The organism is Pseudomonas sp. efr-133-TYG-23, from assembly GCF_030209215.1.
Classification (GTDB): domain Bacteria; phylum Pseudomonadota; class Gammaproteobacteria; order Pseudomonadales; family Pseudomonadaceae; genus Aquipseudomonas; species Aquipseudomonas rhodesiae.
In genome coordinates this window covers 15,898-40,052 of the sequence record NZ_JARVSL010000011.1, presented here as the reverse complement: position 1 = coordinate 40,052, position 24,155 = coordinate 15,898, and the positions used below count along the sequence as shown (strand labels likewise).

Here is a 24,155-nt window from a genome sequence, read left to right as displayed (position 1 = left end):
GGACATCTGCGGACTGAGTGATCATCCGCCCGTCAGCCGGTGTTGCACGGCCATAGTTGAATGAAGGGATGGCGCGTGGTTGGCGCGCCCACCCAATGGCTCAGAGCGTGACACTGGCCATCGACACACAGCTGGTAATCGCCAGCCTCCGGTGTTCGCCCCAGCCGCAAGGGTTGCAAAGGCGGCAATGGGTGCCGGTAGTGCCAGCTGCCATTTTCCAGTCGTGCGTCGTCTGGAACCTCCATCCCCGCACCGTTACCGCGTACCCGCGCCTCTTCCAGGACTAGCCCTTGCTCAGTCACGCGGTAGTCTTCCTCCCAGCGGATCTTTTCAATGGTGTGATCCCAGGCCAGCGTGAAGTGTGAAACCGACAGCTGGGCCCACACCACGCTGGTCAGGCCCAGGCATACGCCGATCATGGTAGGGCGAGCTCTGCACGTCGGGACCGCCAGACATGCTGGAGGATCACCGCTATCCCCAGCGCGAAGCCCAATTCATCGGTCAGCGGCAACGCCACCACCAGCAAGGCTCCAGCCGCCACACTCAGCAGTCGTTCCCACAGGGGCATCTTGCGCAGCAAATAACCGGTGGATGCCATGCCCCAGAGCCCGACCGCTAACAAGGTCTTGATCAGCATGTACGCGGTCATCCACAAATTATCGCCTTGCAACATCAACGCCGGGTTGTAGACCGCCATAAAGGGTATGACAAACCCCGCCAGGGCAATTCGCACCGCCCAGAGGCTGATCTTGAACCCAGTCTCTTTAGCGATCGGGGCCGCGGCAAAGCAGGCGAGGGCGACGGGGGGCGTCAGGTCGGCGAGGATGCCGAAATAAAACACAAACATGTGCGACACAATCAACGGTACGCCCAATTCCAAAAGGGCGGGGGCTGCAATCGAGCTGGTGATGATGTAGTTGGGTATGGTCGGAATACCCATGCCCAACACCAGGCAGGTGATCATCGTCAGGATCAACGAAAGCAGTAGATTGTCTCGGCCGATCGCCAGGATGTATCCCGCAAACGTCGAGGCGACGCCCGTCAGTGAGACCACACCAATAATGATCCCCACCAGGGCGCACGCGATGCCAACCGGTACAGCATGGCGTGCGCCTTCTACCAGGGCGTGCAGGCAGATGGTCAAGGTTTCGTGCCCGCCCTTGATGAGCCCGCAGCCCACCACCAGCACCGCAATCACGGCAAAGATCACACCGATGCCCAGTTGGAAAAAGCCTGTACAGAGGATGCCCAGCGCAATCCAGAATGCGCAGCGCAAGCCAAAGCTTTGTACTTTTAGAATAATTGCCGAGCCGAGAATCACGATGGCCGTGAGTGCCAATCCGACCATGCCGGAAAACAACGGCGTACGCCCGGAAAACAATAAGTAGACCAATACCAGCAGGGGTATCAGCAGATACCAGTTCTCCTTCACTGCGCCCAGCGCACTGGGGCATTGATCCTTGGGCAGGCCCTGGAGATTGGAGCGCTTGGCTTCCAGGTGAACCATCCAGAAGATCGAGCCAAAGTACAAAATCGCGGGGATCAACGCTCCCTTGGCGATCTCCACGAACGGGACGTTAATGGTTTCGGCCATGATGAACGCGACGGCACCCATGACCGGCGGCATCAGTTGACTGCCCATGCTGGCGGTCGCTTCCACCCCGCCGGCAAAAGCTGCCCGGTAGCCGAAGCGCTTCATCAGAGGGATGGTGAATTGTCCAGTAGTCACCACGTTGGCGATGCCCGAGCCGGTTATCGTGCCCATCAGCGCCGATGAGGCCACGGCGACTTTGGCCGGCCCACCCAGTTTGTGGCCGAACAGGCCCATGGCAAAGTCGGTGAACAACTTGATCATGCCGGCCTGTTCAAGGAATGCGCCGAACAGGATAAACAGGAAGATATAGGTCGCCGAAACATAGGTGGGCGTGCCGTACAGCCCTTCGGTGCCAAAAGACAGCTGGTTGATGATTTGATCGAAACCATAACCTCGATGGGCCAGCTCCCCCGGCAGATGCTCGCCAAACAGGCCATAAGCCAGGAACAACCCGCAGATGATTGGCAGGGCAATGCCCATCACCCGTCGAGCGGCTTCGAACACCAGCAGCACCAGCACAATGCCGATCACCGTATCTGCGGTGGTCAGGTCCCCTGAGCGCTGGATCAGATCAGCCTCGTACCGCCATTGATAAAACGCGGTGGCAATGGCTGCGAGGCTGAGAATCCAGGCCAACGGTTGCCAGGGGCGCCGGTTGCCATAGGCCGGATAGCTCAGGTAGACCATCCACAATAAGAAGCCGACGTGTATCGCGCGCAGTACCTGGCTTGAAAAGGGCGAAAAGGCTGCCGTGACGATCTGAAAGATCGAAAATAACAACGCGACGTAAAACAGCGTTTTTGGCCAGTCTCGCGGGATCGCAGAGATGCCGTGATGTTCTTCACTCATTAGCTGCCTGCCTCACTGCATGGAAAAAGGGCGGAACGTTGGCGCAGCGATCCGCTGCGCCGTGCATCGCTCGCGGCTAGAGCGCGCCTTTTTCGGTGTAGTAGCGTTCGGCGCCCGGATGCAGCGCAATCGGCAGGTTCTTGGTGGCGTTTTCCAGGGTGATGTCCTTGGCTGCCGAATGAGCGTTGCCCAGACGCGAGAGGTTTTCGAACAACAACTTTGTCATCTGGTACGCCAACTCATCGGGCACGTCCGAGCGGGTCACCAGAATGTTGGTGATGGCAACCGTCGGCACTGGGTCAGGTTGGCCGTCATAGGTGTCGGCTGGAATCATCGCGCTGTGATAGGCCGCGTTGCCGATGTTCGCCACCACGTCCGCGGGGATGGCCACATAGTTCAGCGGCATCACCGATGACAAGTCACGGATGGCGGCCATACCCAGCCCGGAGGACTGTAGCGTGGCATCCAACTGCCGGTTCTTGATGAGCTCCACCGACTCGGCAAAAGGCAGGTATTGCACCTTGCCCATATCTGCATAGGTCAGGCCCGCCGCCTTGAAAATCGCCCGTGCGTTCAACTCGGTACCCGATTTCGGCGCGCCGACCGAGATGGTCTTGCCTTTAAGGTCCGCCAGTGTCTCGATCCCCGACTCTTTGCTGGCCACGATTTGAATGTAGTTGGGGTACGCGCCGGCAATAGCGCGCAACTTGGTCAGTGGTTTACTGAAGCCCGCTTCCTCGACGCCGTTCTTCGCATCCGCCACCGAGTCGCCCAACGCCAGCGCCAACTCGCCTCGACCCGATTGCAGCAGGTTCAGGTTCTCCACGGAGGCCTTGGTGGCCTGAACCGAAGTCTTCACGCCGGGGATGCCTTCGTTGTAGATCTGTGAGAGGCCGACCCCGATGGGGTAATACACCCCGCTGGTGCCGCCGGTCAGAACGTTGATGAATACAGGGGCTGCCTGTGTCGTGGTGGTCAGTGCCAGGGCTGCAGCAGTTGCCAACAGAATGAAGCGGTTCTTTACCAGCATGGGAATCTCTCCGGCTTGTTTTGTTTTTATTCAGAGCGACTCAACTGTAGTTGATTGATCACGGCAATGGCGACGGACGGTCATACTCTGTATCAGAATGACTGGCTGAGGCTGTCGAGGAGCGGTCAGGCGGGGGCCATGGTTAGCTGACTGCCGGTTGGACCTGACGGTTTAACCCGTTATTCTCGTTATGACATTTTATTGAGTCTCACAACGGGAATCCGCTCGGGTGATCAAACCGATATTGCTGATACGTCGCCGTTTTGCCTCTATCCGGTGGCGCACTCGAGTGACGCTCTGGGCCGCTGCTACCCTCGCCGGATTGCTGGTTGTGATGTTTGCCCGGCTGGCTGACCTGGCGCTGATGCAGTTCGCCCAACAGGCTGCCGAGCGGCCCTGGCTGCCGTTTATCTATACGCCGCTGATCGGCATGTTTGTGGTGTGGATGACCTCGCGATTTTTTGCAGGGGCCCAAGGTAGCGGCATTCCCCAGGTGATCGCGGCCACGCGGTTGGCGCACCAAGGCAAACCCGTGGATAAGTTGGTGTCGTTGCGTTTGGCTTTCGCCAAGATTGGCCTTGGAACTCTGGCCCTGACGGGAGGCTTTTCAGCCGGCCGTGAAGGCCCCTCGGTGCAAGTCGCCGCCTCAATCATGCATTGCTTTCACCGCTATCTGCCCAATGCACGAATCATCCGCGCTGAAGACCTTATCCTGGCGGGCGGCGCAGCGGGTATTGCCGCCGCCTTCAACACCCCCTTGGCGGGCGTGGCCTTTGCGGTGGAGGAACTGGGGCGCAAGTTGGAAACGCGCACCAGTGGGGTGTTGCTCAGCACTATTATTTTGTCGGGGATGGTCGCGATTGCCTTGCAGGGCAACTACAACTATTTCGGGCACTTCGACGTGCAAGAGGCCAATCTCGATATCGTTGTTCCGGTACTGGCGATAGGTATTGGCTGTGGCCTTATGGGCGGCTTGTTCAGTCGGATGCTCCTGTGGCCACAGCGTCATCGTCGTTTTGTCGTCTGGGAATGGCGCCGGCTGCATCCTGTCTGGTTCGCAGGGGGCTGCGGCTTGATCGTCGCGGTGCTTGGTTGGCTCAGTGGGGGGATGTCCTATGGCAGCGGTTACGGGATCACCTCCCAAATCATCGTTTCCGATGTTGGTTTACCCTGGCACGCGCCTATTACGCGTTTTCTTGCGACCGTAGTGACTTACTTTTCCGGCATCCCTGGCGGTATTTTTGCCCCCTCTTTGGCGGTAGGCGCCGCTGTCGGGGCCAATGTCGCCGACTACTTCGCCTTGGCGGCACAGCCCATCATTGCATTGTGCATGGTGGGGTTTCTGGCAGCGGTCACGCAGTCGCCGATCACCTCTGCAATCATCGTCATGGAGATGATCGACAGCCATGGCATGGTCATCAGTCTGATGGCGGTCGCGCTGATTGCCAAAGCGGTCAGCGCCAGGATGGGGCCCGAACTGTATCAGCAACTGGCACGTGGCTTTTTGCAATCGGAGAGCAGTGGCGCCGCTGCGCAAAAAGCCAGTTCGTAGAGGGGCTCAGTACAGCAGCGGTTGCGCCGCTGCCTGAGTTTGTGCCGGTCCTCGTCCAGTCCAAGCGCAATGGTCGCGCGCTTGCGCAGCCATTCTGCGTGCTGGGTACAGGCAGCACTGAACATCGCCGGGTTTATCTGCGCCAGGCTTACAAGGGCCTTCATGAGGCGCAGATCGACTTCCAACAGGTCCGCGCCATCCCCGGCTAGCCATACAACCGCTGCTCAATCTCTTCGAGCGTGCTGCCGCGTGTCTCCGGGACCCATACCGCGACGAAGGTCAGGGACAGCAGCCCTGCGCCCACGAACACAAAGAAGGTCTGGCCGATCCCGAGCGTTGCCACCAGAGATGGAAAGAACATGCCTATCATCACGTTGGTCAACCAGAACGCAGCGATCGCCATACCCATACATCCGCCGCGGATGCGCATGGGGAAAATCTCTGCCAAAAGTACCCAAAAGGCAGGCCCGATCAGCCCTTGCATGCAGGCCAGGAACATCGCCATGGCTGCGAGGATAAGCATGGCGCGGGTCACGGAGGGGTCGACAAAAACTGAAACCAGGCCAATCAACAGTAAAGACAATGTGGTGCCGGTGAAACCGAGCAGCATCATGGGGCGACGGCCCACGCGGTCCAGCAGAGCAATGCCCACGAACGTTGCGCCAATCGAGATGATGCCGTTTACGACGTTGGCGATCAGTGCACTCCGCTGTTCCAGGCCGGCTTCCGTAAGGATCTGGGTGCCGAAGTACATGATCGAATTGACGCCGGTCAGTTGCGATGTCACCGCAATACCGATGCCAATCAAAAATATGCGTCGCGCGCCTTTCTGTGACAGGTCGCGCCAGCCACCTTTCTTGATGAATCGTTCGTTGCTGATCTGCTGGGTGATGGCCTCCATTTCAGCCTTGGCATAGTACTCTTCCCGTACCAGTTTCAGGACTTCCAGGCCCTCTCTGAAGCGGCCTTTGGTTGCCAGCCAGCGCGGGCTTTCGGGCATGTAGAGCATTCCCAACCAGAGTGCTACGGCTGGCAGCGTGGCCAAGGCAAGCATCCAGCGCCAAACACCATCGAGATCGCCGAACACATTGCCCAGGGTGGCGTTGGTGGTGAAAGCCAGGAATTGCCCGGTGACGATCATCAATTCGTTACGGGTAATGATGCGCCCGCGAATGCTGGACGGAGCCATCTCTGCGAGGTATGCCGGCACCACCACCGATGCGCCGCCCACCGCTAACCCCAGGGTAAAGCGGGCGGCCACCATGAAATTGAGCGTGGGCGCCAGGGCACACGCCAATGCGCCAAGAAAAAACAGCACGGCGAGGAACAAAATGATACGGCGCCGGCCCTTGAGGTCCGATAAGCGACCGCTGCACAGCGCCCCCAGCATGGCGCCGATCAACAAGGCACTGGCGACCAAGCCTTCGGTAAAAGGCGTCAGCCCCAGGTCATCTTTCATGTAGAGCAGGGCGCCATTGATGACGCCGGTATCGAAGCCGAACAGCAGGCCGCCAAACGTGGCGATCCATGTCACTTTTTGCAGGTAACGCTGTGCCTGGCGTTTTTGAGGGCTTGCATAGGCGACTGAAGTGTCCGCCGTATTTCCGTAGGAATTAATTGTCATTGTGATATTCCTGACTGAAACTCATTGGGGTGCTCACTCGCCGTTGCGGTGAGCGATCGAATAGGGAATTACATGGGTTTTCTCGCGCTGCGATTCAGATGGACTGGGGTTTGAAGTCGCTGGCGGCAACTGGCATGACACTTTTGAGCAGTCTTACGGACTTTTCCAAACCCTCGAGGCTGTTGAGCAAAACGTCCTCATGCTCGATCGATAGCCAGCCATCGTAGCCAGCCATTTTCAGGCGATAGCAGAACTGCCTCCACCATTGCTCGCCGTGGCCGAACCCGAGCGTGATGTAGGACCAGCTACGGGATGAGATATCCATCAATGAGCCATTTTCCAAAAGTGAGTCCACGGCCTGGACCGGCGTATTAAGCAAGGTATCTTTGGCATGCACATGGTAGATGGCGTCGCCCAGTGCCTCGGCGGCTACCAGCGGATCAGCGCCCATCCAGAACAGGTGAGAAGGGTCCAGGTTGGCGCCTAGCACCGGCCCGATTGCGTTGCGCAGCTTCAGCAGCGAACGGACGTTGTAGACGCACTGGTTACCGTGCAATTCCAGAGCGATACGCTCCACACCATTTTCCTTGGCCAGGTCGGCCATCTCGCTCCAGAAGGGCAGCAGGCGTTCTTCCCATTGGTAGCGCAGCATTGTCTGGGTTTCCGGAGGCCATGAGGCAACCACCCAGTTCGGCATGCTGTCGCCGGCCCGACCTTCCGGTAATCCAGACATGGTGCAGACAGTCTTGACGCCCAGTTCCCCGGCGACGCGTAGGGTGTCCCGCAGGCATTGGCCTTGTTCAGGCTGCGTGGGGTGCAGAGGGTTGCCGTTGGCGTTGAGGGAAATGATTTCCAGGTTGTGCTCCTGGAAGCTGCGTTTGAGTGCCTTGCGGTCGTCGGCACTGGCGAGCATCTGTGCAAGGTTAAAGTGTGGCGCGGTCGACCATCCGCCGGTGTTGATTTCCAGGCCCGATACTTCCAGGCGTTCAGCCTGCTTGAGCATCTCGCGCAGTGGCAGGTTACCCAGGCTATCGGTGACGAATCCCAGTTTCATGATGTAGCGCCCTCGTGCGGCTGATAGAAGGGGGGGGCTTGCAGCGTGGGCAAAACCACGCGGCGCCGCTGATTGAGTGCCTCAATGCCGGCTTGGGCGACCACGGCTGCGCAATAGCCATCCCAGGCATTCGCGGCAAAGGCAGGGAAGATGCCTGTATTGATAAATTCCACGAATGCTTTGTTTTGCAGGCGATAGGCGTCGGCGAAACGCGGCCGCCAATCGGCGGCATACTTTTCAAAACCCTGAAGACGAGTGTTGAAGCGAGCATGTACCGGTGTGGCCAGTTGCACGGAACCTTGCTCGCCTACCAGCTCGCCACGTACGTCGTACCCATAATGGGCGTTGTTATTGATTTCGATGTTCACCAGTTGGCCTTCACGGGTTTCCAGCACCATGAATACCGGAGCACCGACGCCGTCCTTGGACGTGTGGGCGGGTTGGAACACTGAAATAGCCACGTATTCGGTGTCGAGCACGTGACGCGCCACATCGAATTCATGTGGCGCGGAGTTACTGATCGCCATTTGCCCGCTGAAGTTGGCGGGGGCTTCTACGTTGCGGTGGAAGTTGTGCATCATCACCGCCCGACCTATCACGCCGTCGCTCAAGGCATTTTTCATTTCCCTGTACGAAGGATCAAACCGGCGCATGAAGCCCAGCTGCACGAAGTGGCGACCCTGAGACATCTCTCTGTCGATCACGGCCAGGCACTGGTCCGGGCTTTGAGACAGCGGCTTTTCACACAGTGCCGGTTTCCCGGCCTCGATGGCTGCCATGGTCAGGCCCGCATGGGTTTCGTCCGGGCTGGCGATGATAATTGCATCGACATCGGACCTAGAAAGCGTGAACAGCGGATCAGTGGATACGTCCGCGGCGCCGTAGCGGTCAGCTATCAGCTTGGCTCGTTCTGGCGACGCATCGCACACCACATGCAAAGTGGCGCCCGGGAGGTCTTGGGCGATGGTGCGGGCGTGGTCTTCCCCCATAATTCCGGCGCCGATAACGGCGATTCGTATGCTCATATTCAACTACCTATCAATGGGCGACAGTCATCAACGCAGCGTCGAACACGCGCATGGGTTGATTGGGAAAGGAGATGGACGGTGGGGCAAAAGCGGCGCAGCCGTGGCGGTCGAAACCAACCGATGAGGCGAGTTATTCATGGGGGCGATCCTGACGGTTTGTTGTGTTTGTTATGCCGCGATTATTAGCACCGCAAAAGCAATCATCAAGGAGCACCAAAGGCGCTTTATGATGTGAATCACCTCAAATTCGAAAATGCGTTGATAGCCGTACTTGCGCTTGAACACACTGGCCAGGGCGGTGATATGGTGTAAAAAACATCAAAAGAGGGCGGGCTATAGATGACCACACAAACTTCGGCGCGCTTATGGAAGGGCCCCACGGTTCAACAGGTCGCCAAGGTGGCCAGGGTTGGGGCAGCGACCGTCGATCGTGTACTGAACAACCGCCCCGGCGTACGGGAAAACACCCGTCTGAAAGTGCTGGCGGCGCTGGATAAGCTGAAGAAAGATCTGGCTGACGGCATGGCAACGTTGCAGATCAAGCTATTTTGCGACTCCGGCGAAACCTTCAATGCTACGTTGGCCGACGCCGAGACGCTGGTGAATGCTTCGACCCCTGGCGTCGTCGTGCATGGCTACTATGTGCCGACTAACCAGGTCGATCCCGCCTCTTTTGCGGATCAGGTTCAGGCCGAGGGCGTCTCGGCCGATGGTGTGATCGTCGTATCGCGCGAGCATCCGGCGATCAACCGAGCGATCCGCAAACTGCGCAGCCTCGGTATTCCCGTTGTGTGCCTGACCACCGATCTTCCTAACTCCGGGCGCAGTGCTTACGTGGGGAATGATCAATACGCCGCGGGCAGTGTCGCCGGGTTGCTGATAGGCAACGCACTACCTAAAGAACCGGCGAAGATCCTGCTGGTGACCAGCGTGCCGTTTCGCTGCCAGCAAGAGCGAGAGATGGGGTTTCGTAGGGTGCTGCGCTCCGAGTTTCCGTATCTGAAAATCGACGAACGAGTGATGTCCGACGATCGCCCTCAGACCACCACTGAACAATTGAAGCGTTATTTTTCCAAGCATGACCACCCGGCAGCCATCTACAACGTGGCCGGCGCCAACCGAGGCGTTGCTCAGGCGATAGAGACGCTTGCGACTGAGGATCGGCCTTTTTTCGTCGGTCATGAGCTTACGGTTCATACGCGAGCACTGCTGGAGGCCGGCATCATGGATTACGTGATCTCCCATGATTTCGTCGGCGAGACGGCCGCCGCGGTGCGTTGGATACGCGGCGCGATTGAAGGCGCGGCGACAACGCCACCTTCGACACAAATCTTGATTCACACTCGATATAACTGTGGTCCTTGAGTGCGCTGTTAGCCTTCGGCCGCGCCGTCGAACGTCCCATTAGATCGAACAGCAGCCAGCTCGGGTCCTGTGGGGCGCGTAGGGATTTTCCTACTGTGTAACTGCAATCCTTAGGTGTAAATCAGGATGCTCTGATAGTTCCGTCGCCATTACTTAGCCATCATCTCTTCAGATCAACAAAAACGGGCATCCCAAGGGCGGATGTCGCGCGCCGGGTCCCGCCGGATCCGCACTGAACTGGAGAGATGAAGGTGAAAGGACAGGTAATTTCCTCCCCCCTGATCTTGATGCTGCTGCCGGCAGGTTTGACCGGAGTGCTCGGTTGCGCCGCGATTGTGATCAACGCGGACTTCACCCTACGCAGTGCGGTCAGTTGCGCTGTTGTTCTGTTGGGCTCGCTGTTCATGGGCCTGTGGAACAAGCGTCTAGTGGGCAGCCGTTCCCACGCCCGGCAAGACGATCAGCCAGGTCACCTGCCGCCGGCCATTTCAGCCTATGAAGGGCTGGGCGAGGTGTGCGCGCAGGTCCTGCCCATCTGGAGTCACCAGATCGACGCGGCGCGCATCCTCAGCGAGGAGTCGATCCTCAAGCTGAGCAACCGCTTTGCGACGTTGTCGGGGGACATCAGTGCGTCCGCTTCCCACGGCGCAGGCCAGAATTCGGGCACGCGGTTGCTGGAAATCCTGGAAGTGGGTCAGCGGGACCTGGATTCAATCATGGTTGCGCTGCGCGATGCGCTTTTGCGCAAGGAGTCGGAGCTCAAGGAGATCTTGCTCCTCTCTGATTTCACTTCGCAGTTGCAGGAAATGGCCAACTTTGTCGGTGATATTGCCCAACAGACCAATTTGCTGGCGCTCAACGCCGCTATTGAAGCCGCGCGGGCGGGGGATGCCGGACGCGGCTTCGCGGTGGTGGCGGATGAAGTGCGCAAGCTGTCCAGTTTGTCCGGGGAGACGGGGCAGAAAATCAGCGAAACGGTGAACACCGTCAATGCTGCCATCTCCCGCACCGTCGAGCTTTCCCGGCATCAGGCGCAGCAGGATTCCCACACCTTGGCTCAGTCAGAGCACCTGGTGTCCCAGGTGATCGAGCACTTCCGGCATAACGCCCAGGCCATCGTCGACACCAGCAGCAGTCTTCAGCAGCAAAGCGAAAACGTTGCCACCGAGATCTCGGGGGTACTGGTTGCCCTGCAGTTCCAGGATCGGGTGGGCCAGATGCTTTCCCTGGTCAACAACGATCTTTGCAAGCTGCATGCGCATATCGCCGAACGCCAGCAACTGGCCCTCGCCGGCGCTGCGCCTGCGCCGATCATCGCCGATACCTGGCTTGAGCAATTGGCAAGCACCTACACGATGCCTGAACAGCACGCGATTCATCACGGCAAGCCTGTGGCGAGCAGTCCCTCATCCGAGATCACTTTTTTCTAGGGAGTTTCCCATGAGCAAAACCATCCTGATTGTCGATGACTCTGCCTCCATTCGCCAAGTGGTGAGCATCACCTTGAAGGGCGCCGGATACGAGGTCATCGAAGGTGTCGACGGCCGCGATGCCCTAACCAAGCTTGACGGTCGCAAGATCCACCTGATTGTCAGTGACGTGAACATGCCCAACATGGACGGCCTGAGTTTTATCAAAGCCGCCAAACTGCTGGCGCCCTACAAGTTCACGCCCGTGATCATGCTGACCACCGAAACCGGGGAGGCCATGAAACAACAGGGCCAAGCCGTCGGTGCCAAGGCTTGGATTATCAAGCCCTTCCAGCCGGCCCAGATGCTCGGTGCCGTCTCCAAACTGATCATGCCTTAGGCGCCCAGAGCCCCTGGAAAGGAGGTTGTCATGACAAATACCACGGCTTGTCTGCGTCGGATTCTGGTTCTCGAAGGGCCGCTGACCATTTACACCGCCGCTGAGCGTAAAGACCTGTTGCTGGAGCTGTTTCCCTTGGCGCAGGAAGTGGAACTGGATCTGGGTGGGGTGGACGAAATCGACACCGCCGGGCTCCAGCTGTTGGTACTGATCAAGCAGGCGTCACTGCGCCACGGTTCCAGCCTGCTGCTTAGCAACCCCAGCACGGCGGTACTCGATGCACTGGACATGAGCGGGCTGTACAGCTTATTCGACGAGTCGGCCACGCCTCGTCACCAGAGAGGTTGAAACCATGAGTTCGCCCATGAATCTGGACGACGTGCTACAGACGTTCATCGCCGAAAGCCAGGAGCTATTGCTCTTGATGGAAGACGCGCTGCTGCAGATCGAACAGGCGCCGGATGATACCGACACCATCAACGCGTTGTTTCGCGTCGCCCACACCATCAAAGGTTCTGCCGGCCTGTTTGGCTTAACGCCGATCGTTGCCTTTACCCATGTGGCGGAAAGCGTCCTGGATCGGGTGCGCGGCAATGAACTGCGGGTGGACGAATCGCTGAGTGCCTTGTTCCTCGAAGTTCGGGACCACTTGTGCACGCTTATTGAGTTGCTTGCCAGCCACGGTGACCTGCACGGCATGACCGCAGAGCACGAGCAGCAGGGCGCGGCGTTGGTCGAGCGTCTCAACCGTTACCTGGACAACCGTCACGAATCGCAGCCAGCCCCAATGCCGCTCGAACCGCCGCAATCGGCTTGCGCTACGCGTTGGCATCTGTCCCTTCGCCTGTGTCCCGACGCTTTGCGTAACGGTATGGATCCGCTGTCGTTGCTGCGCTACCTCAACAGTTTCGGGAAAATCAGTGCCGTCGTGTGCATTACCGAGGGGCTGCCGAATATCGCGGCGATGGATCCGGAAACCTGTTACCTGGGGTTTGAACTGGGGTTTGTCAGTGACGCCGGCCAGGCCACCATTGAAGGGGCCTTCGACTTTGTTCGCGAGGGCAGCCAGATCTGCGTGCTGCCGTGCGACGGCGACTTAACCGGTCTACGGGCGTTGATCGGCCGTCTCGAAGCCGAGCCCGATGCCATGGTCGAGGCCTTTATTGCGTGTGGTTCGGTGACTCGTGAGCAATGGCTGGCCGGTTCGTCTTCTGGCGCGCCGACGACCGTTGCAGCGCCCCCCGTGATGCCGGACCTGGCGGCTCGCGATGACGTGACCAGAAACCGTGGGGCGAAAGAGCCGCGTTCGGCCGAAGGCAATCTGATTCGTGTCGATGCCGGCAAGCTGGATCAACTGATCAACCTGGTGGGCGAACTGATCATTGCCGGCGCCGGCGCCAATCTGGGGGCCATCCAAAGCGGCATCGGCGAGCTGATCGAAGCGACAAGTTCGCTCTCGCGTCTTGTCGAGGAGGTGCGCGACTGCGCCCTGACCCTGCGAATGGTGCAGATCGGTGGCACGTTCAATCGCTTCCAGCGGGTGGTGCGCGATGTCTCCAAAGAACTGGGCAAGGACATTGCCCTGCAGGTCCTTGGCGCTGAGACCGAGCTGGACAAGACGGTGGTCGAGCGCATCGGCGATCCCCTGACCCACCTGGTGCGCAACGCCATGGACCACGGCATCGAAGCCTCCCACCTGCGTCGTGAACGCGGCAAGCCGGAGCAGGGCACGGTTCGCCTCAATGCCTATCACGAGGCCAATAGCATCGTTATTGAAGTCAGCGACGACGGTGGAGGCCTGAACAAGCAACGCATCCTGGCCAAGGCGATAGAGCGCGGCCTGGTAGCCGAAGGGCAACCGTTGGCTGACGGCGAGATTCTCAACCTGATTTTCGAACCCGGCTTCTCCACCGCCGACCAGGTCAGCAACCTGTCCGGGCGCGGCGTGGGGATGGATGTCGTCAAACGGAACATCGTCGCCCTGCGAGGCTCGGTCAGCCTGGAAAGCGAGGAGGGCGTGGGCACCACGGTGCGTATCCGCCTGCCGCTGACGCTGGCCATCATCGATGGCTTTTTGATCGGGGTCGGCAATGCCTCCTATGTCGTGCCGCTGGACCTGGTCGAGGAGTGCATCGAACTGTCGAGCGACGACTACGGCAATCAAGAATTCCTCGACCTGCGGGGTGCGGTGCTTCCCGTTCTGCGCCTGCGCGAAATGTTCGCCATCGATGGGGCTAACCCTGGCCGTGAGAACGTCGTGGTGGTGCATTACGCGGGGATGCGGGTGGGCCTGGTCGTCGACCAATTGCTGGGTGAGTTCCAGACGGTGATCAAGCCGCTGGGCAAGATTTTCGGTACAGCCCATGGACTGGGCGGCTTCACCATCCTGGGGAACGGAGCAGTCGCGTTGATCCTGGATATACCCAAACTACTCGGGCAAGTCGCCAGCCAGCAGAAGCACGGTACGACTCTCAGCCCTGAATTGACTCAATAGTTTTTCCACGGAGTACAGCATCATGACCGTCAAAAAAAATATCTCGCTGCTGGTCGCCTCAGCTCTGTTGGGGATCTTGATCCTGGTCAGTCTCAGTCTTTATCTGATGGGTGGGGTCAGGAGCGCCGCCAGCTATGCGCAATTCAATACCGTGCCCAGCCTGCAATTGCTGGATCAGGTGGCCCTGACCCTTGCAGATAACCACAGCCGGCAATGGCAGAGCCTGTCCGCGCCTGCCGGTAGCCCCCAGCAAAATGACAAGGACTCGGTGCTCCAGGCCCTTGATCTCTACCAGAAAGAGTTCATCTCCGACGATCGTGATGCAACGCTGCTCAGCGCCTTGCGCAGCACAGTCAACGAATACAACCGGGGGGTGGAGCGTTTCGACAATGCTCTGCGCAGTGCTGCGCCTGAGGCCCGCACTGCGCTGCTCGACCTGGACGTGGCACGGGAAAAGGTCACCTCGGCCTTGAGTGATATTCGCCAGTACAACCTGGACCTGGGAAGTAAAAAAGCAGCGGTCGCGGCGTCGACCGAACAGACGGCGATCTACAGCATTGCCTTGGTTGGCGGCACCACTTTGGTGGTGATCGGCTTGATCGGTTTCTTCCTGGCACGCCGGCTGTTGCACACTTTGGGCGGCGAGCCCGACGATGTGCGCCTGTTGGCCGAGCGCTTCGTGGCTGGTCAGCTGGATGTGCAAGGCAGCGGCAATGGTGTTGAGCGATCCGGACTGATGGGTTCCATGGACCGCCTGAGCGGGACCTTGAATCAGTTGATCAGCGATATGAACCATATGTCCGCAGAGCACGACAAAGGCGACATCGACGTGCAAATCAATGCGGCAAACTTCGCTGGCAGCTATGGGCTGATGGCCCAAGGCATCAACGCTATGGTCAATGGGCATATAAGCGTCAAGAAGCAAGCCATGGCCTGCATCAAATCGATCAGCGAGGGCGATCTGCAAGCGCCGCTGCAGGCGTTCCCTGGCAAGAAGGCTTTCATAAACGACACCGTCGAGCAGCTTCGCAGCACCATCATGGCGTTGATCGAAGAGATGCGTCACATGTCGGACGAGCATGAGAAAGGCGACATCGATGTGCATATCGACGTGCAGCGATTCCACGGCTCGTACCGTCAGATCGCCCAAGGCATCAACGACATGGTCGATGGCCACATCAGCGTGAAAAAGCAGGCCATGGCGTGCATACGTTCTTTCGGTGAAGGCGACCTGTCGGCGCCCCTGGCCCAGTTCCCCGGCAAAAAAGCCTTTATCAACGACAACATCGAGCAACTGCGCCGCAACATCCAGGCGCTGATCGAAGACACCCAAATGCTCAGCGAGAATGCCGTGGTCGGTCGCCTCGATACCCGTGCGGACAGTACTCGCCATCAAGGGGACTTCCGCCGCATCGTCGCAGGGATCAATAGCACGCTGGACTCGATCGTGGCGCCGCTCAGCGAGGCGATGGACGTCATGGTGGCCCTGTCCGGTGGTGACCTGACCCGCAGCGTCAAAGGCGACTACCAAGGCAGCCTGCAAGACCTGAAGAACGCAGTCAACGAAACGGTGACCAAGCTCTCGCAGATCATCGGCGAGGTGCGCAGTTCTGCCGACTCGCTGTCCAGCGCCTCGGAAGAGATTTCCGCCACGGCCCAGAGCATCAGTCAGTCGGCTTCGATTCAGGCGACGTCGGTTGAAGAAACCTCGGCGTCCATGGAGCAAATGTCGGCGTCGATTTCGCAAAACACCGAGAACGCCAAGGTGACCGATGGCATGGCCGGCAAGGCGAGCAAAGAAGCCTGTGAGGGTGGGCAGGCCGTGAAGGATACCGTCTCGGCCATGAAAACCATCGCGGAGAAAATTGGCATCGTCGACTCAATTGCCTATCAGACGAACCTGCTGGCGCTCAACGCGGCCATCGAAGCGGCCCGTGCCGGTGAACATGGCAAGGGCTTCGCGGTCGTCGCCGCTGAGGTGCGCAAACTCGCCGAACGTAGCCAGGTCGCGGCGCAGGAAATCGGGCATGTGGCCAAAAGCAGTGTTGCCTTGGCTGAACGGGCCGGCAACTTGTTGGATGAAATCGTGCCCTCGATCACCAAGACTTCCGATTTGGTCCAGGAGATTGCCGCTGCATCCGAAGAGCAGTCCATCGGCTCCGAGCAGATCAATACCGCCATGTCGCAGATGAGCCAGATCACCCAGCAAAACGCCTCGGCGTCTGAAGAGCTGGCCGCTACCGCCGAAGAAATGAGCAGCCAGGCCGAACAATTGCAGGCGTTGATGGGCTTTTTCACCCTCCAGGGGCGGGCGGCGGTTTCTGCCGTACCCCGGGCCGCCGCATCCAGTCTGGGCAGCGTGCAAAGCAGTGAGCATGCTCAGGAAGGCGGTTTTATTCGCTTCGGGAGTTGAGACATGGACGCCGCCGTCTTGAGTCATCCCGAGCAGGCGCCGCAGCGTGCGTGTGACGGCCAATTCCTGCAGTTTCTGACGTTCGTGTCCGCCCGGGAGGTCTATGCAATCGATACCTTGTGTGTGCGCGAGATCATCGAATACGGCCAGGTGACCAGCGTACCGATGATGCCGGACTTTATCCGCGGGGTGATCAACCTGCGTGGTTCGGTGGTCCCGGTGATCGATCTGCAGGCGCGCTTTGGCAAGGGTGCCACGCTGCAAAGTAACAGGACCTGCGTCGTTATCCTGGAACTGATCCAGGAAGACGAATCCCACGTGCTGGGCATCGTCGTCGACTCGGTGAGCGAGGTGATCGAAATCGAGCTGGCCGACATCAAGGCCGCCCCAGCGATCGGAAACCGGATCCGTGAAGACTTCATTCGAGGGATGGTCAAGATCCGAGGGGCGTTCCTGACTGTGCTTCAGCTCGACCAGGTGCTGTGTGTTCGTGAGATCGCCAGCCAGTTGCATTGAGTCGTCGCGCCCCGGGGTGCGTACGTTGTCTTGTGAAGGGCCGCCGGATGCGGTGGGGCCCGAGGAGTGAACCATGTCCATATCCGCGTCGCGCTTGCCCGCCCCAGGAACGGCCGCCCCACAATACTTGACCTTCAGCGTGGGTCAGGAAATGTTTGCGGTAGGCACCCTGTGCGTTCGGGAGATTGTCGAATACGGCCCGATTACCCCATTGCCAATGGCGCCGCCGAAGGTGCGCGGCATCATCAATCTGCGCGGTGCGGCCATTCCGGTGCTGGATCTGGGGTTGTGTTTTGGCGGCGCCCAGACTTTGGCCAACCCACGTACCTGTATCGTTATGCTGGAGGTCCACGGCAGCGGCGGCACAGGTCTGGTGGGCATCATCGTGGATGCCGTCAGTGAGGTACTTGAGATACCCGCCGAGCAGATCGAGCCGGCCCCGTCACTCCAGGGGCGTCTGAGCCCCGAATTCGTGGTGGGGATTGGCAAGCTCAGTGATCGCTTCGTCTTGTTACTCGATATCGAATACATGCTCGCAAGCGACGACTGGCCAGCGCTGCTTGCTTCGACCATCAATATGGACGGGTTGCAAGCATGAATACCATCCTCTCCGACACCGAGTTTCAGCAGTTTCGGTCAATGATTCATGAAATCGCCGGGATCAGCTTATCCGTCGCCAAGAAACAGCTGGTCAGTGGCCGCCTGGCCAAGCGTTTGCAGTTTTTCAACTTGACCACCTACGGCAGCTATTACCGTTTGCTGATGAAGGATCGGGCCGAGCTGCAAATAGCGGTGGACTTGTTGACCACCAACGAAACCTACTTTTTCCGCGAACCCAGGCATTTCGAGTTTCTGCGCGACGTGATTCTTCCCGGGCTTGGCGGTAATGGTCCGGTGCGCATTTGGAGTGGGGCCTGCTCCACCGGAGAAGAACCCTACACCCTGGCCATGGTGCTGGCCGACAGCCTGGGCACCCGGCCATGGGAAATCCTCGCTTCCGATATCAGTAGCCGGGTGTTGGAAAAGGCCCAAGGCGGACGCTACCCACTGGACGGTATCCGCGGTATTCCCGAAGCGCTGTTGAACAAGTACTGCTTGAGGGGCGTGGGCTGCCACAATGGTATTTTCATGGTCGACCGCGCGTTGGCGTCACGGATCACCTTCACTTCGATCAACTTGAATAATGCGTTGCCTTCGGTGGGGCAGTTCGACGTGATCTTCCTGCGTAACGTGATGATCTACTTTGACAACCAGACCAAATCCGAGGTGGTGAAGCGCCTGAGCAAACACCTGAAGCCAGGCGGCTATTTCATCGTGAGCCATTCGGAAAGCCTGAATGGCATCAGCGATGAAGTGCAGTTGGTGAAACCCTCGATCTATCGCAAGCCGGCTGCTTGAGATGACGCGGGTGGTCGAATATTTCCTGCAACCCGGCGAGGTGGCGTTCGGAGGGCGCCAGATGCGCTTAGGTACGGTGCTCGGGTCCTGCGTTGCCCTGGTGTTCTGGCATCCGCAACGCTTGTTGGGCGGCATGTGTCATTTCATGTTGCCGAGTCGGGGGCGCCACATCGTCGGGCATTTGAACGGTCGTTACGCTACGGATGCGTTGATGTTGTTGTTCGAGTGCATTCATCAGGCGGGAGCCCGGCCCGAGCAGTTCGAGGTGAGTATTTTTGGCGGCGCTGACATGTTCCCCGGGGTCAAGCGCGGTGACGCTATCGGGATTGGCCAACAGAACGTCACTGCGGCCAGGCGCCTGATCCAGGACCATGGGTTGCAATGCCGGGTCTATCACGTCGGTGGCCGGGGGTACCGCCACTTGCTATTCGATGTGAGCACCGGACGCCTTCAACTCAATCACGCCGACTCGGTACGCAAAGTATTCGAATCGCCCAAGAGTAATGTCTGATGACGGATATCAAGGTGTTGATCGTGGATGATTCCGCCGTGGTGCGTCAGGTGCTGAGCGCCGTTCTGAACCAGGCCAGTGGAATCCAGGTGATCGACGTTGCCGTCGATCCGGTTTACGCCATGGAGAAGATGAGCAAACAATGGCCTGACGTCATTGTGCTGGACGTCGAGATGCCACGCATGGACGGCATTACCTTCCTGAAAAAACTGATGGCGCAAAAGCCTACGCCGGTGGTGATTTGTTCGACGCTGACAGAGACGGGCGCCAAGACCACGTTGCAGGCGTTGGCGGCCGGTGCAGTCAGTATCGTCACTAAGCCACAGTCCAGCCTGCGACAGTTCCTGACTGATAACGCGGATGAGCTGGTCCAGGCCGTCAGGGCGGCGGCGAAGGCCAATATGCGATGTGTAACGGGCGCCAGGGCACCTGTCGACGTACCGCCACGGTTGAGTGCCGACTCGATTCTGCCCCCTGCGTGCGTAGCGATGACCCGCACGACTGAAAGCATCGTTGCCATCGGCACTTCCACTGGCGGCACCCTGGCTCTTGAACAGGTCCTACAAGGGTTGTCGCGGGCATGTCCAGGCATTGTCGTGGTGCAGCACATGCCGGAAAAATTTACCGCCGCCTTCGCCGAACGCCTCAATCACGTTTGCGAGATCGAGGTTCGCGAGGCGGCTCAAGGTGATCGCATCATTCCCGGGCGTGCGCTGATCGCACCGGGTGGCACGCATATGCTGGTCAAGCGCACTGGCGCCCAATACCAGGTGGATATTGTGCAAGGGCCTCCTGTCAGCCGACATCGACCCTCGGTGGATGTACTGTTCCGTTCGGTCGCGCGCAGCGCAGGCAGCAATGCCTTGGGCATCATCATGACGGGTATGGGGGACGACGGCGCCCGTGGCCTCAAGGAAATGCGCGATGCCGGCGCCAGGACCTTGGGGCAGAATGAAAAGTCCTGCGTGGTGTATGGAATGCCGCGCGAGGCGTTCAAGCTGGGAGCGGTCGAGCGTGAGCTGCCCCTGGAGCAGATTGCTTGCGCCATCCTTGACGTTCGCGGCCATCAGCCCTGAGCCGCGGCGTCTTTAGACCAGCCCTTCATTCAAGGCGTACCGCACCAGGTCCGTACTGGTGGTAAAGCACATCTTTTCCATCAGCCGAGTCTTGTGTGTGCTGACGGTTTTGTTGCTGATCACCAGTTGCTCGGCGATCTGGTTCACGCTCAGCCCTTGGGCCAGCATGCGCAGAATCTGGAATTCACGCGAGGTCAGGCTCTGCGATGCGTTCTCGGACGTCACACCGCTGCTTTGCAGTGCGATTTGTTCGGCCAGTTGCGGGTCGAGGTAACGTGCGCCGGTGCTGACCTTGCGGATCGCCGCCAGCAGCGCTTCCGGGTCGCGGTCCTTGGTCATGTAGCCTGAGGCACCGGCGCGTAGGGCGCGCTGGGCGATGTGGGCTTCATTGTGCATGCTCAGGATAAGCATCGGCAGTTTGGGGTAATGGCCGTGGATACGGCCAATCAGGTCCTCGCCACTCGAACCCGGCATGGTCATGTCAAGCAAGAGCACATCGATATCGGTATGGCGCAACAACTCCAGGACCCGGGCCCCGTTCTCCGCTTCCGCCACCACGGAAATATCCTTGACCAGGGCGAACAACTGCTTGAGGCCTTCGCGCATGATTGTGTGATCGTCGGCCACCATTAAACGGATCATGAGTCTTGACTCCTTGAAGCGGGTACACGTAATTGGACACTTGTGCCGCTGCCCGGGGCGCTGCATACCGTGGTGGTTCCGCCCAAGGTCAGCCCCCGTTCGCGCATGCCCAGCAAGCCAAGGGTCTTGGATGATTGTTCACGCTGCTCGAAGCCCTTGCCGTTGTCAGTGATTTCCAGTGACCAGTCATGCTCGCTTTGCTCAAACCTGATATCGACCCGAGTGGCTTCGGCGTGTCTGGCAATATTGGTCAGCGACTCCTGGGCGATGCGAAATGCGGCGGTTGCGCTGGCATCGTCCAAGCTGACTTTTTGCGCAGGCACCTGCAGGTTGCAGTCGATGCCCCATTGCTGCTTGAACGTGTCGGTCAGCCATTCCAACGACGCGACGATGCCCATGTTAAGGATGGAAGGGCGCAGGCTGGTGGAAATGTTCCTGACCACCTGCACCGTTTGGTCGATCAATTGCAGTAGACGCGCCACTTGTTCGCTGAGCTGGGGCAGTTGCTCGCCGTACTGGAAACGCAGCAGCGAAGTGCCCATGCGTATGGCGGTCAGATGCTGTCCGAGTTCATCGTGGATCTCCTGCGCAATGAGCTTGCGTTCCTCTTCCCGTGCACTTTCTCGGCTGGACATCAATTGGCGCAGCTGCTTGTTGAGCGATGCCAGGCGCGTCTCGGCCAGGCGCAGTTGGGATATATCGCGAACGACTGCCAGAACGGTAGAGATCTTGCCGTGGATGTCCTGTTCGGGAACGAGGCTGATGTGATAGACGCGCTGCAAACGATGTTGCTCGTTGAACACATATTCATGTTCCAACGGCCGGCCTTTTTCCACCGCTTCGATGACTGCGGCGTGGAATAACTGGCTTTGCAGGTTTTTCGGCAGAATTTCGAGCAGGTCCTTGCGCAGCAAGTCGATTTGCGGGCGATCCAGCCAGGCTTCCAGGGCGGGATTGACGAACAGCAGTTCTGCCGTTCGACTCAGCCGTGCAATACCATCCGGGGAGTTTTCAACCAGCGTGCCGATTTCCTGCTGCCGGGCCAGTTCGTTGCGCTGGGCTTCCAGGATGTCGGTAATGTCGCGAGCAATACACACCAAGCGATGCAAGCGCCCCGTGGAATCGGCGACCGGAACCAGGTTGAAATGGACTACGAGTGAGCGCCGGCCGCAGGGCAGATGTGCATCCAGTTCGATGGGGGCGCCCACGGCAATACAGTGCAGGCAGATGGCCTCGACGATACTGGCGGCTCCTTTTTCCAGGCAATGGCCCAGCGATTGCCCGATCATCTGCGAGTGACTCTTGGCGAGCATTTCGCACAGTTTTGGATTGGCCTCCAGGCAACTGAGTTGCTGGTCGGCATCCACGGCCAGCAGGCAAAGCATGTCTTGGGAATGATCGAAGACTTCGCGATAACGGCGTTGGCTTTGCGCCAGGTGGCTATGGGCCGAGCAGCGCTCCCAGGCGATGGCAGCGATATGACTGGCCATTTGTGCGTGTTTGTGATCTTGCTCGCTCAGGGGGGTGTCACTACCGACGAATAAGAGGATGACGCCCATCGTGTCGCCGTTCTTATGGGTCACCGGCTCAACCCAACAACCTCGATAGCCGGCCTGCAAGGCGGGCCGGCTGAAAGCCAAGTCTGAAGCCTGGCTTTTCAAATCGGTGATCAAACGATGCTGTGCGAACAGCTCCGGATGTCGAACGAGGTCTTCGGCAAGGCAGGTTGCAATCGAGGACGTATCCGTAAGGGGTGCGCCAGGGACGTCGTCGCCAGGGACAGCCTTGAACGCCATGGCGTTGTGAAACTCGGGTGTCAGAATGTTCAGGTAGGCACCGAGCAGGGGCAGCACCTCCTGGAGCGAGTCATGGGTAACCATCTTCTGGAAAATCGCCGAGCGCGCATTCTCGGCGCGCTCCTGGCGGCGCAACGCACTGATATCCTGGGCGGTGACCAGCACCCCGCACAGCTCGCCTGTTTCGTCACGCTCCGGGGTCAGATTGCACAGGAAATCCATGGGCCGACGTAAATGGGCGTCTGTGTTTTCCAGCAGAAACGTGTTTGCTACGCCGGTTGATAGGGTGAGTTCTACCTGTGTGCGAAAGTACTCGTCGAGCTGATTGGGCGTCGATGCGCGTTCGGTAATGTGAGTGTTGGGAAAACCTCGGGCGCGTTCAAGCTCCGGATTGGCATAGATCTGTTGTCCGAGCCGGTTGTAGCGAAGGATGATGTTCTGTGAGCTTTTGGCCAGTGAGAGGTACTTCTGTTCGTTAATGAACAATGCCTGGCGCAAGGCGAGATGTTCACTGATGTCTTCCAGCTGCGATACGAAGTAAAGCGCTTCTCCATCGGCGTTACGGGCGATGCCCACGGTCAGGCGTGCCCACAGTGTGCTGCCGTCTCTGCGGATATAGCGTTTTTCCAGCGTCAGGCTCGTGAGGTGCCCCTGGATGAGCCTGTGCAATTCATCCTTATTGATATCGGCGTCGTCTGGATGGGTCAAACCCTGGAAAGAGGTGGCGCGCAGTTCTTCTTCGGTGTAGCCCAGCATCTGACACAGCATACGATTGGCCGCGATCCATTCACCGCTCATTCGCAACAAGGCCAGGCCAGTGCCGGCAGAATCGAACGCCAGGCGATAATCCTGTTCGGCAAGGTGGATGTTTTCGGCGCGACGGATTTTCAGCAGGTACGTGGCTTGCTGCGCTTTGTAGTCAACGGTCACGCTTAGGGCGCCGCCACTGGCCGAGGTGCTCTGGAAAGACCAGCGGCCTTCAAGCCGCGCATGGGTCAGGTGTTGTTCAAACGCCTGCGGCTTGAGCGCAAACAACGCGGGCGCGGGCAAAAGGGCGGCGACGCTCTCGCTGAGCCCCAGCAATCCGCTGGCGCAGTCATCCATGACGAGCAGTGCCCCCTGGGCATCCAGCAGCAGGACCCCCACATCGTCGGCATCCTGCGTGGACGGTGTCGCTATAGCCATGGCTGAATCCATTCGCCCCATCCTCCGGTTATCCGGTCTTGAGCATAGCTTAAGTCGTGAGCCCAAAAATCGAGTGTTCGACTATGGTCATAGGCTACACACGGGCTTTTGATCGCGGCTGGGTGTCCCTACCGGATGGGCCAGGTCTCGCACAAAAGTAAGGGCGTCCCATATGGACAGAGAGCAGGGATGCTCTCACAATGATATCATTGTGATATC

The 24,155-nt window shown here is 59.0% G+C and carries 19 protein-coding genes and 1 pseudogene; 12 read left to right on the top strand and 8 right to left on the bottom strand.

Annotation, left to right across the window (positions count from 1 at the left end; genetic code table 11):
• Positions 1–32: 32 nt before the first annotated feature.
• The 3 genes from QRN41_RS06740 to QRN41_RS06730 all read right to left on the bottom strand — a co-directional run bounded on the left by QRN41_RS06740 (position 33) and on the right by QRN41_RS06730 (position 3,473).
• Entirely contained in the window at positions 33–419 is a 387-nt protein-coding gene (locus QRN41_RS06740; protein WP_034138307.1) for a DUF1850 domain-containing protein, read from the bottom strand.
• Positions 416–2,443 (bottom strand): TRAP transporter permease, encoded by a 2,028-nt coding sequence (locus QRN41_RS06735; RefSeq protein WP_285421372.1) that lies wholly within the window; start codon positions 2,441–2,443, stop codon positions 416–418. The genes QRN41_RS06740 and QRN41_RS06735 overlap by 4 nt, the downstream gene beginning before the upstream one ends.
• A gap of 76 nt (positions 2,444–2,519) precedes the next feature.
• Entirely contained in the window at positions 2,520–3,473 is a 954-nt protein-coding gene (locus tag QRN41_RS06730) for a TAXI family TRAP transporter solute-binding subunit (RefSeq protein ID WP_285421371.1), read from the bottom strand.
• A 229-nt stretch (positions 3,474–3,702) separates the two neighbouring features.
• On the opposite strand from QRN41_RS06730, the gene QRN41_RS06725 reads away from it, so the two are divergent.
• Positions 3,703–5,025 carry a chloride channel protein gene (locus QRN41_RS06725; protein ID WP_034138304.1) on the top strand — a complete coding sequence of 441 codons (1,323 nt, stop codon included), beginning with the start codon at positions 3,703–3,705 and terminating at the stop codon, positions 5,023–5,025.
• Positions 5,026–5,230: 205 nt separating this feature from the next.
• Here the strand turns inward: QRN41_RS06725 and QRN41_RS06720 are convergent, their stop codons facing one another.
• The 3 genes from QRN41_RS06720 to QRN41_RS06710 all read right to left on the bottom strand — a co-directional run bounded on the left by QRN41_RS06720 (position 5,231) and on the right by QRN41_RS06710 (position 8,728).
• Positions 5,231–6,649, bottom strand: a complete 1,419-nt coding sequence (locus QRN41_RS06720) for a sugar porter family MFS transporter (RefSeq protein ID WP_285421370.1) — start codon at positions 6,647–6,649, stop codon at positions 5,231–5,233.
• 94 nt (positions 6,650–6,743) lie between these two features.
• On the bottom strand, positions 6,744–7,703 hold the full coding sequence (locus QRN41_RS06715) for a sugar phosphate isomerase/epimerase family protein (RefSeq protein ID WP_123479890.1): 960 nt from the start codon (positions 7,701–7,703) through the stop codon (positions 6,744–6,746).
• A complete protein-coding gene (locus QRN41_RS06710; protein ID WP_285421369.1) occupies positions 7,700–8,728 on the bottom strand; it encodes a Gfo/Idh/MocA family oxidoreductase in 1,029 nt (342 codons plus the stop codon). The genes QRN41_RS06715 and QRN41_RS06710 overlap by 4 nt, the downstream gene beginning before the upstream one ends.
• 342 nt (positions 8,729–9,070) lie before the next feature.
• On the opposite strand from QRN41_RS06710, the gene QRN41_RS06705 reads away from it, so the two are divergent.
• From QRN41_RS06705 to QRN41_RS06655, 11 genes and pseudogenes are all read left to right on the top strand, one after another.
• Entirely contained in the window at positions 9,071–10,096 is a 1,026-nt protein-coding gene (locus QRN41_RS06705; RefSeq protein ID WP_285421368.1) for a LacI family DNA-binding transcriptional regulator, read from the top strand.
• Positions 10,097–10,923: 827 nt separating this feature from the next.
• A pseudogene (locus tag QRN41_RS26260) lies at positions 10,924–11,526 on the top strand (methyl-accepting chemotaxis protein); the annotation flags it as partial.
• 10 nt (positions 11,527–11,536) lie between these two features.
• Entirely contained in the window at positions 11,537–11,905 is a 369-nt protein-coding gene (locus tag QRN41_RS06695; protein WP_034138300.1) for a response regulator, read from the top strand.
• Between the two features lie 30 nt (positions 11,906–11,935).
• Positions 11,936–12,253: an STAS domain-containing protein gene (locus tag QRN41_RS06690; protein WP_034138299.1), complete on the top strand. Its 318-nt coding sequence runs from the start codon at positions 11,936–11,938 to the stop codon at positions 12,251–12,253.
• A 16-nt stretch (positions 12,254–12,269) separates the two neighbouring features.
• Entirely contained in the window at positions 12,270–14,399 is a 2,130-nt protein-coding gene (locus tag QRN41_RS06685) for a chemotaxis protein CheA (protein WP_285421393.1), read from the top strand.
• A gap of 22 nt (positions 14,400–14,421) precedes the next feature.
• Positions 14,422–16,812 (top strand): methyl-accepting chemotaxis protein, encoded by a 2,391-nt coding sequence (locus tag QRN41_RS06680; protein ID WP_285421367.1) that lies wholly within the window; start codon positions 14,422–14,424, stop codon positions 16,810–16,812.
• A 3-nt stretch (positions 16,813–16,815) separates the two neighbouring features.
• Complete coding sequence (locus QRN41_RS06675) at positions 16,816–17,328, top strand: chemotaxis protein CheW (protein WP_123479887.1); 513 nt, start codon at positions 16,816–16,818, stop codon at positions 17,326–17,328.
• A 73-nt stretch (positions 17,329–17,401) separates the two neighbouring features.
• On the top strand, positions 17,402–17,926 hold the full coding sequence (locus QRN41_RS06670; RefSeq protein ID WP_285421366.1) for a chemotaxis protein CheW: 525 nt from the start codon (positions 17,402–17,404) through the stop codon (positions 17,924–17,926).
• A complete protein-coding gene (locus QRN41_RS06665; protein ID WP_285421365.1) occupies positions 17,923–18,726 on the top strand; it encodes a CheR family methyltransferase in 804 nt (267 codons plus the stop codon). Before QRN41_RS06670 ends, QRN41_RS06665 begins: the two co-directional genes overlap by 4 nt.
• A gap of 1 nt (position 18,727) precedes the next feature.
• On the top strand, positions 18,728–19,237 hold the full coding sequence (locus tag QRN41_RS06660) for a chemotaxis protein CheD (RefSeq protein WP_034138293.1): 510 nt from the start codon (positions 18,728–18,730) through the stop codon (positions 19,235–19,237).
• Positions 19,237–20,313 carry a protein-glutamate methylesterase/protein-glutamine glutaminase gene (locus QRN41_RS06655; RefSeq protein WP_285421364.1) on the top strand — a complete coding sequence of 359 codons (1,077 nt, stop codon included), beginning with the start codon at positions 19,237–19,239 and terminating at the stop codon, positions 20,311–20,313. The genes QRN41_RS06660 and QRN41_RS06655 overlap by 1 nt, the downstream gene beginning before the upstream one ends.
• Before the next feature lie 12 nt (positions 20,314–20,325).
• On the opposite strand, the gene QRN41_RS06650 is transcribed toward QRN41_RS06655, so the two are convergent.
• The gene (locus QRN41_RS06650; protein ID WP_034138291.1) at positions 20,326–20,955 is read right to left on the bottom strand and encodes a response regulator; all 630 of its coding nucleotides are present in this window, start codon (positions 20,953–20,955) and stop codon (positions 20,326–20,328) included.
• On the bottom strand, positions 20,952–23,936 hold the full coding sequence (locus QRN41_RS06645; RefSeq protein ID WP_285421363.1) for a sensor histidine kinase: 2,985 nt from the start codon (positions 23,934–23,936) through the stop codon (positions 20,952–20,954). The genes QRN41_RS06650 and QRN41_RS06645 overlap by 4 nt, the downstream gene beginning before the upstream one ends.
• Positions 23,937–24,155: the final 219 nt, after the last annotated feature.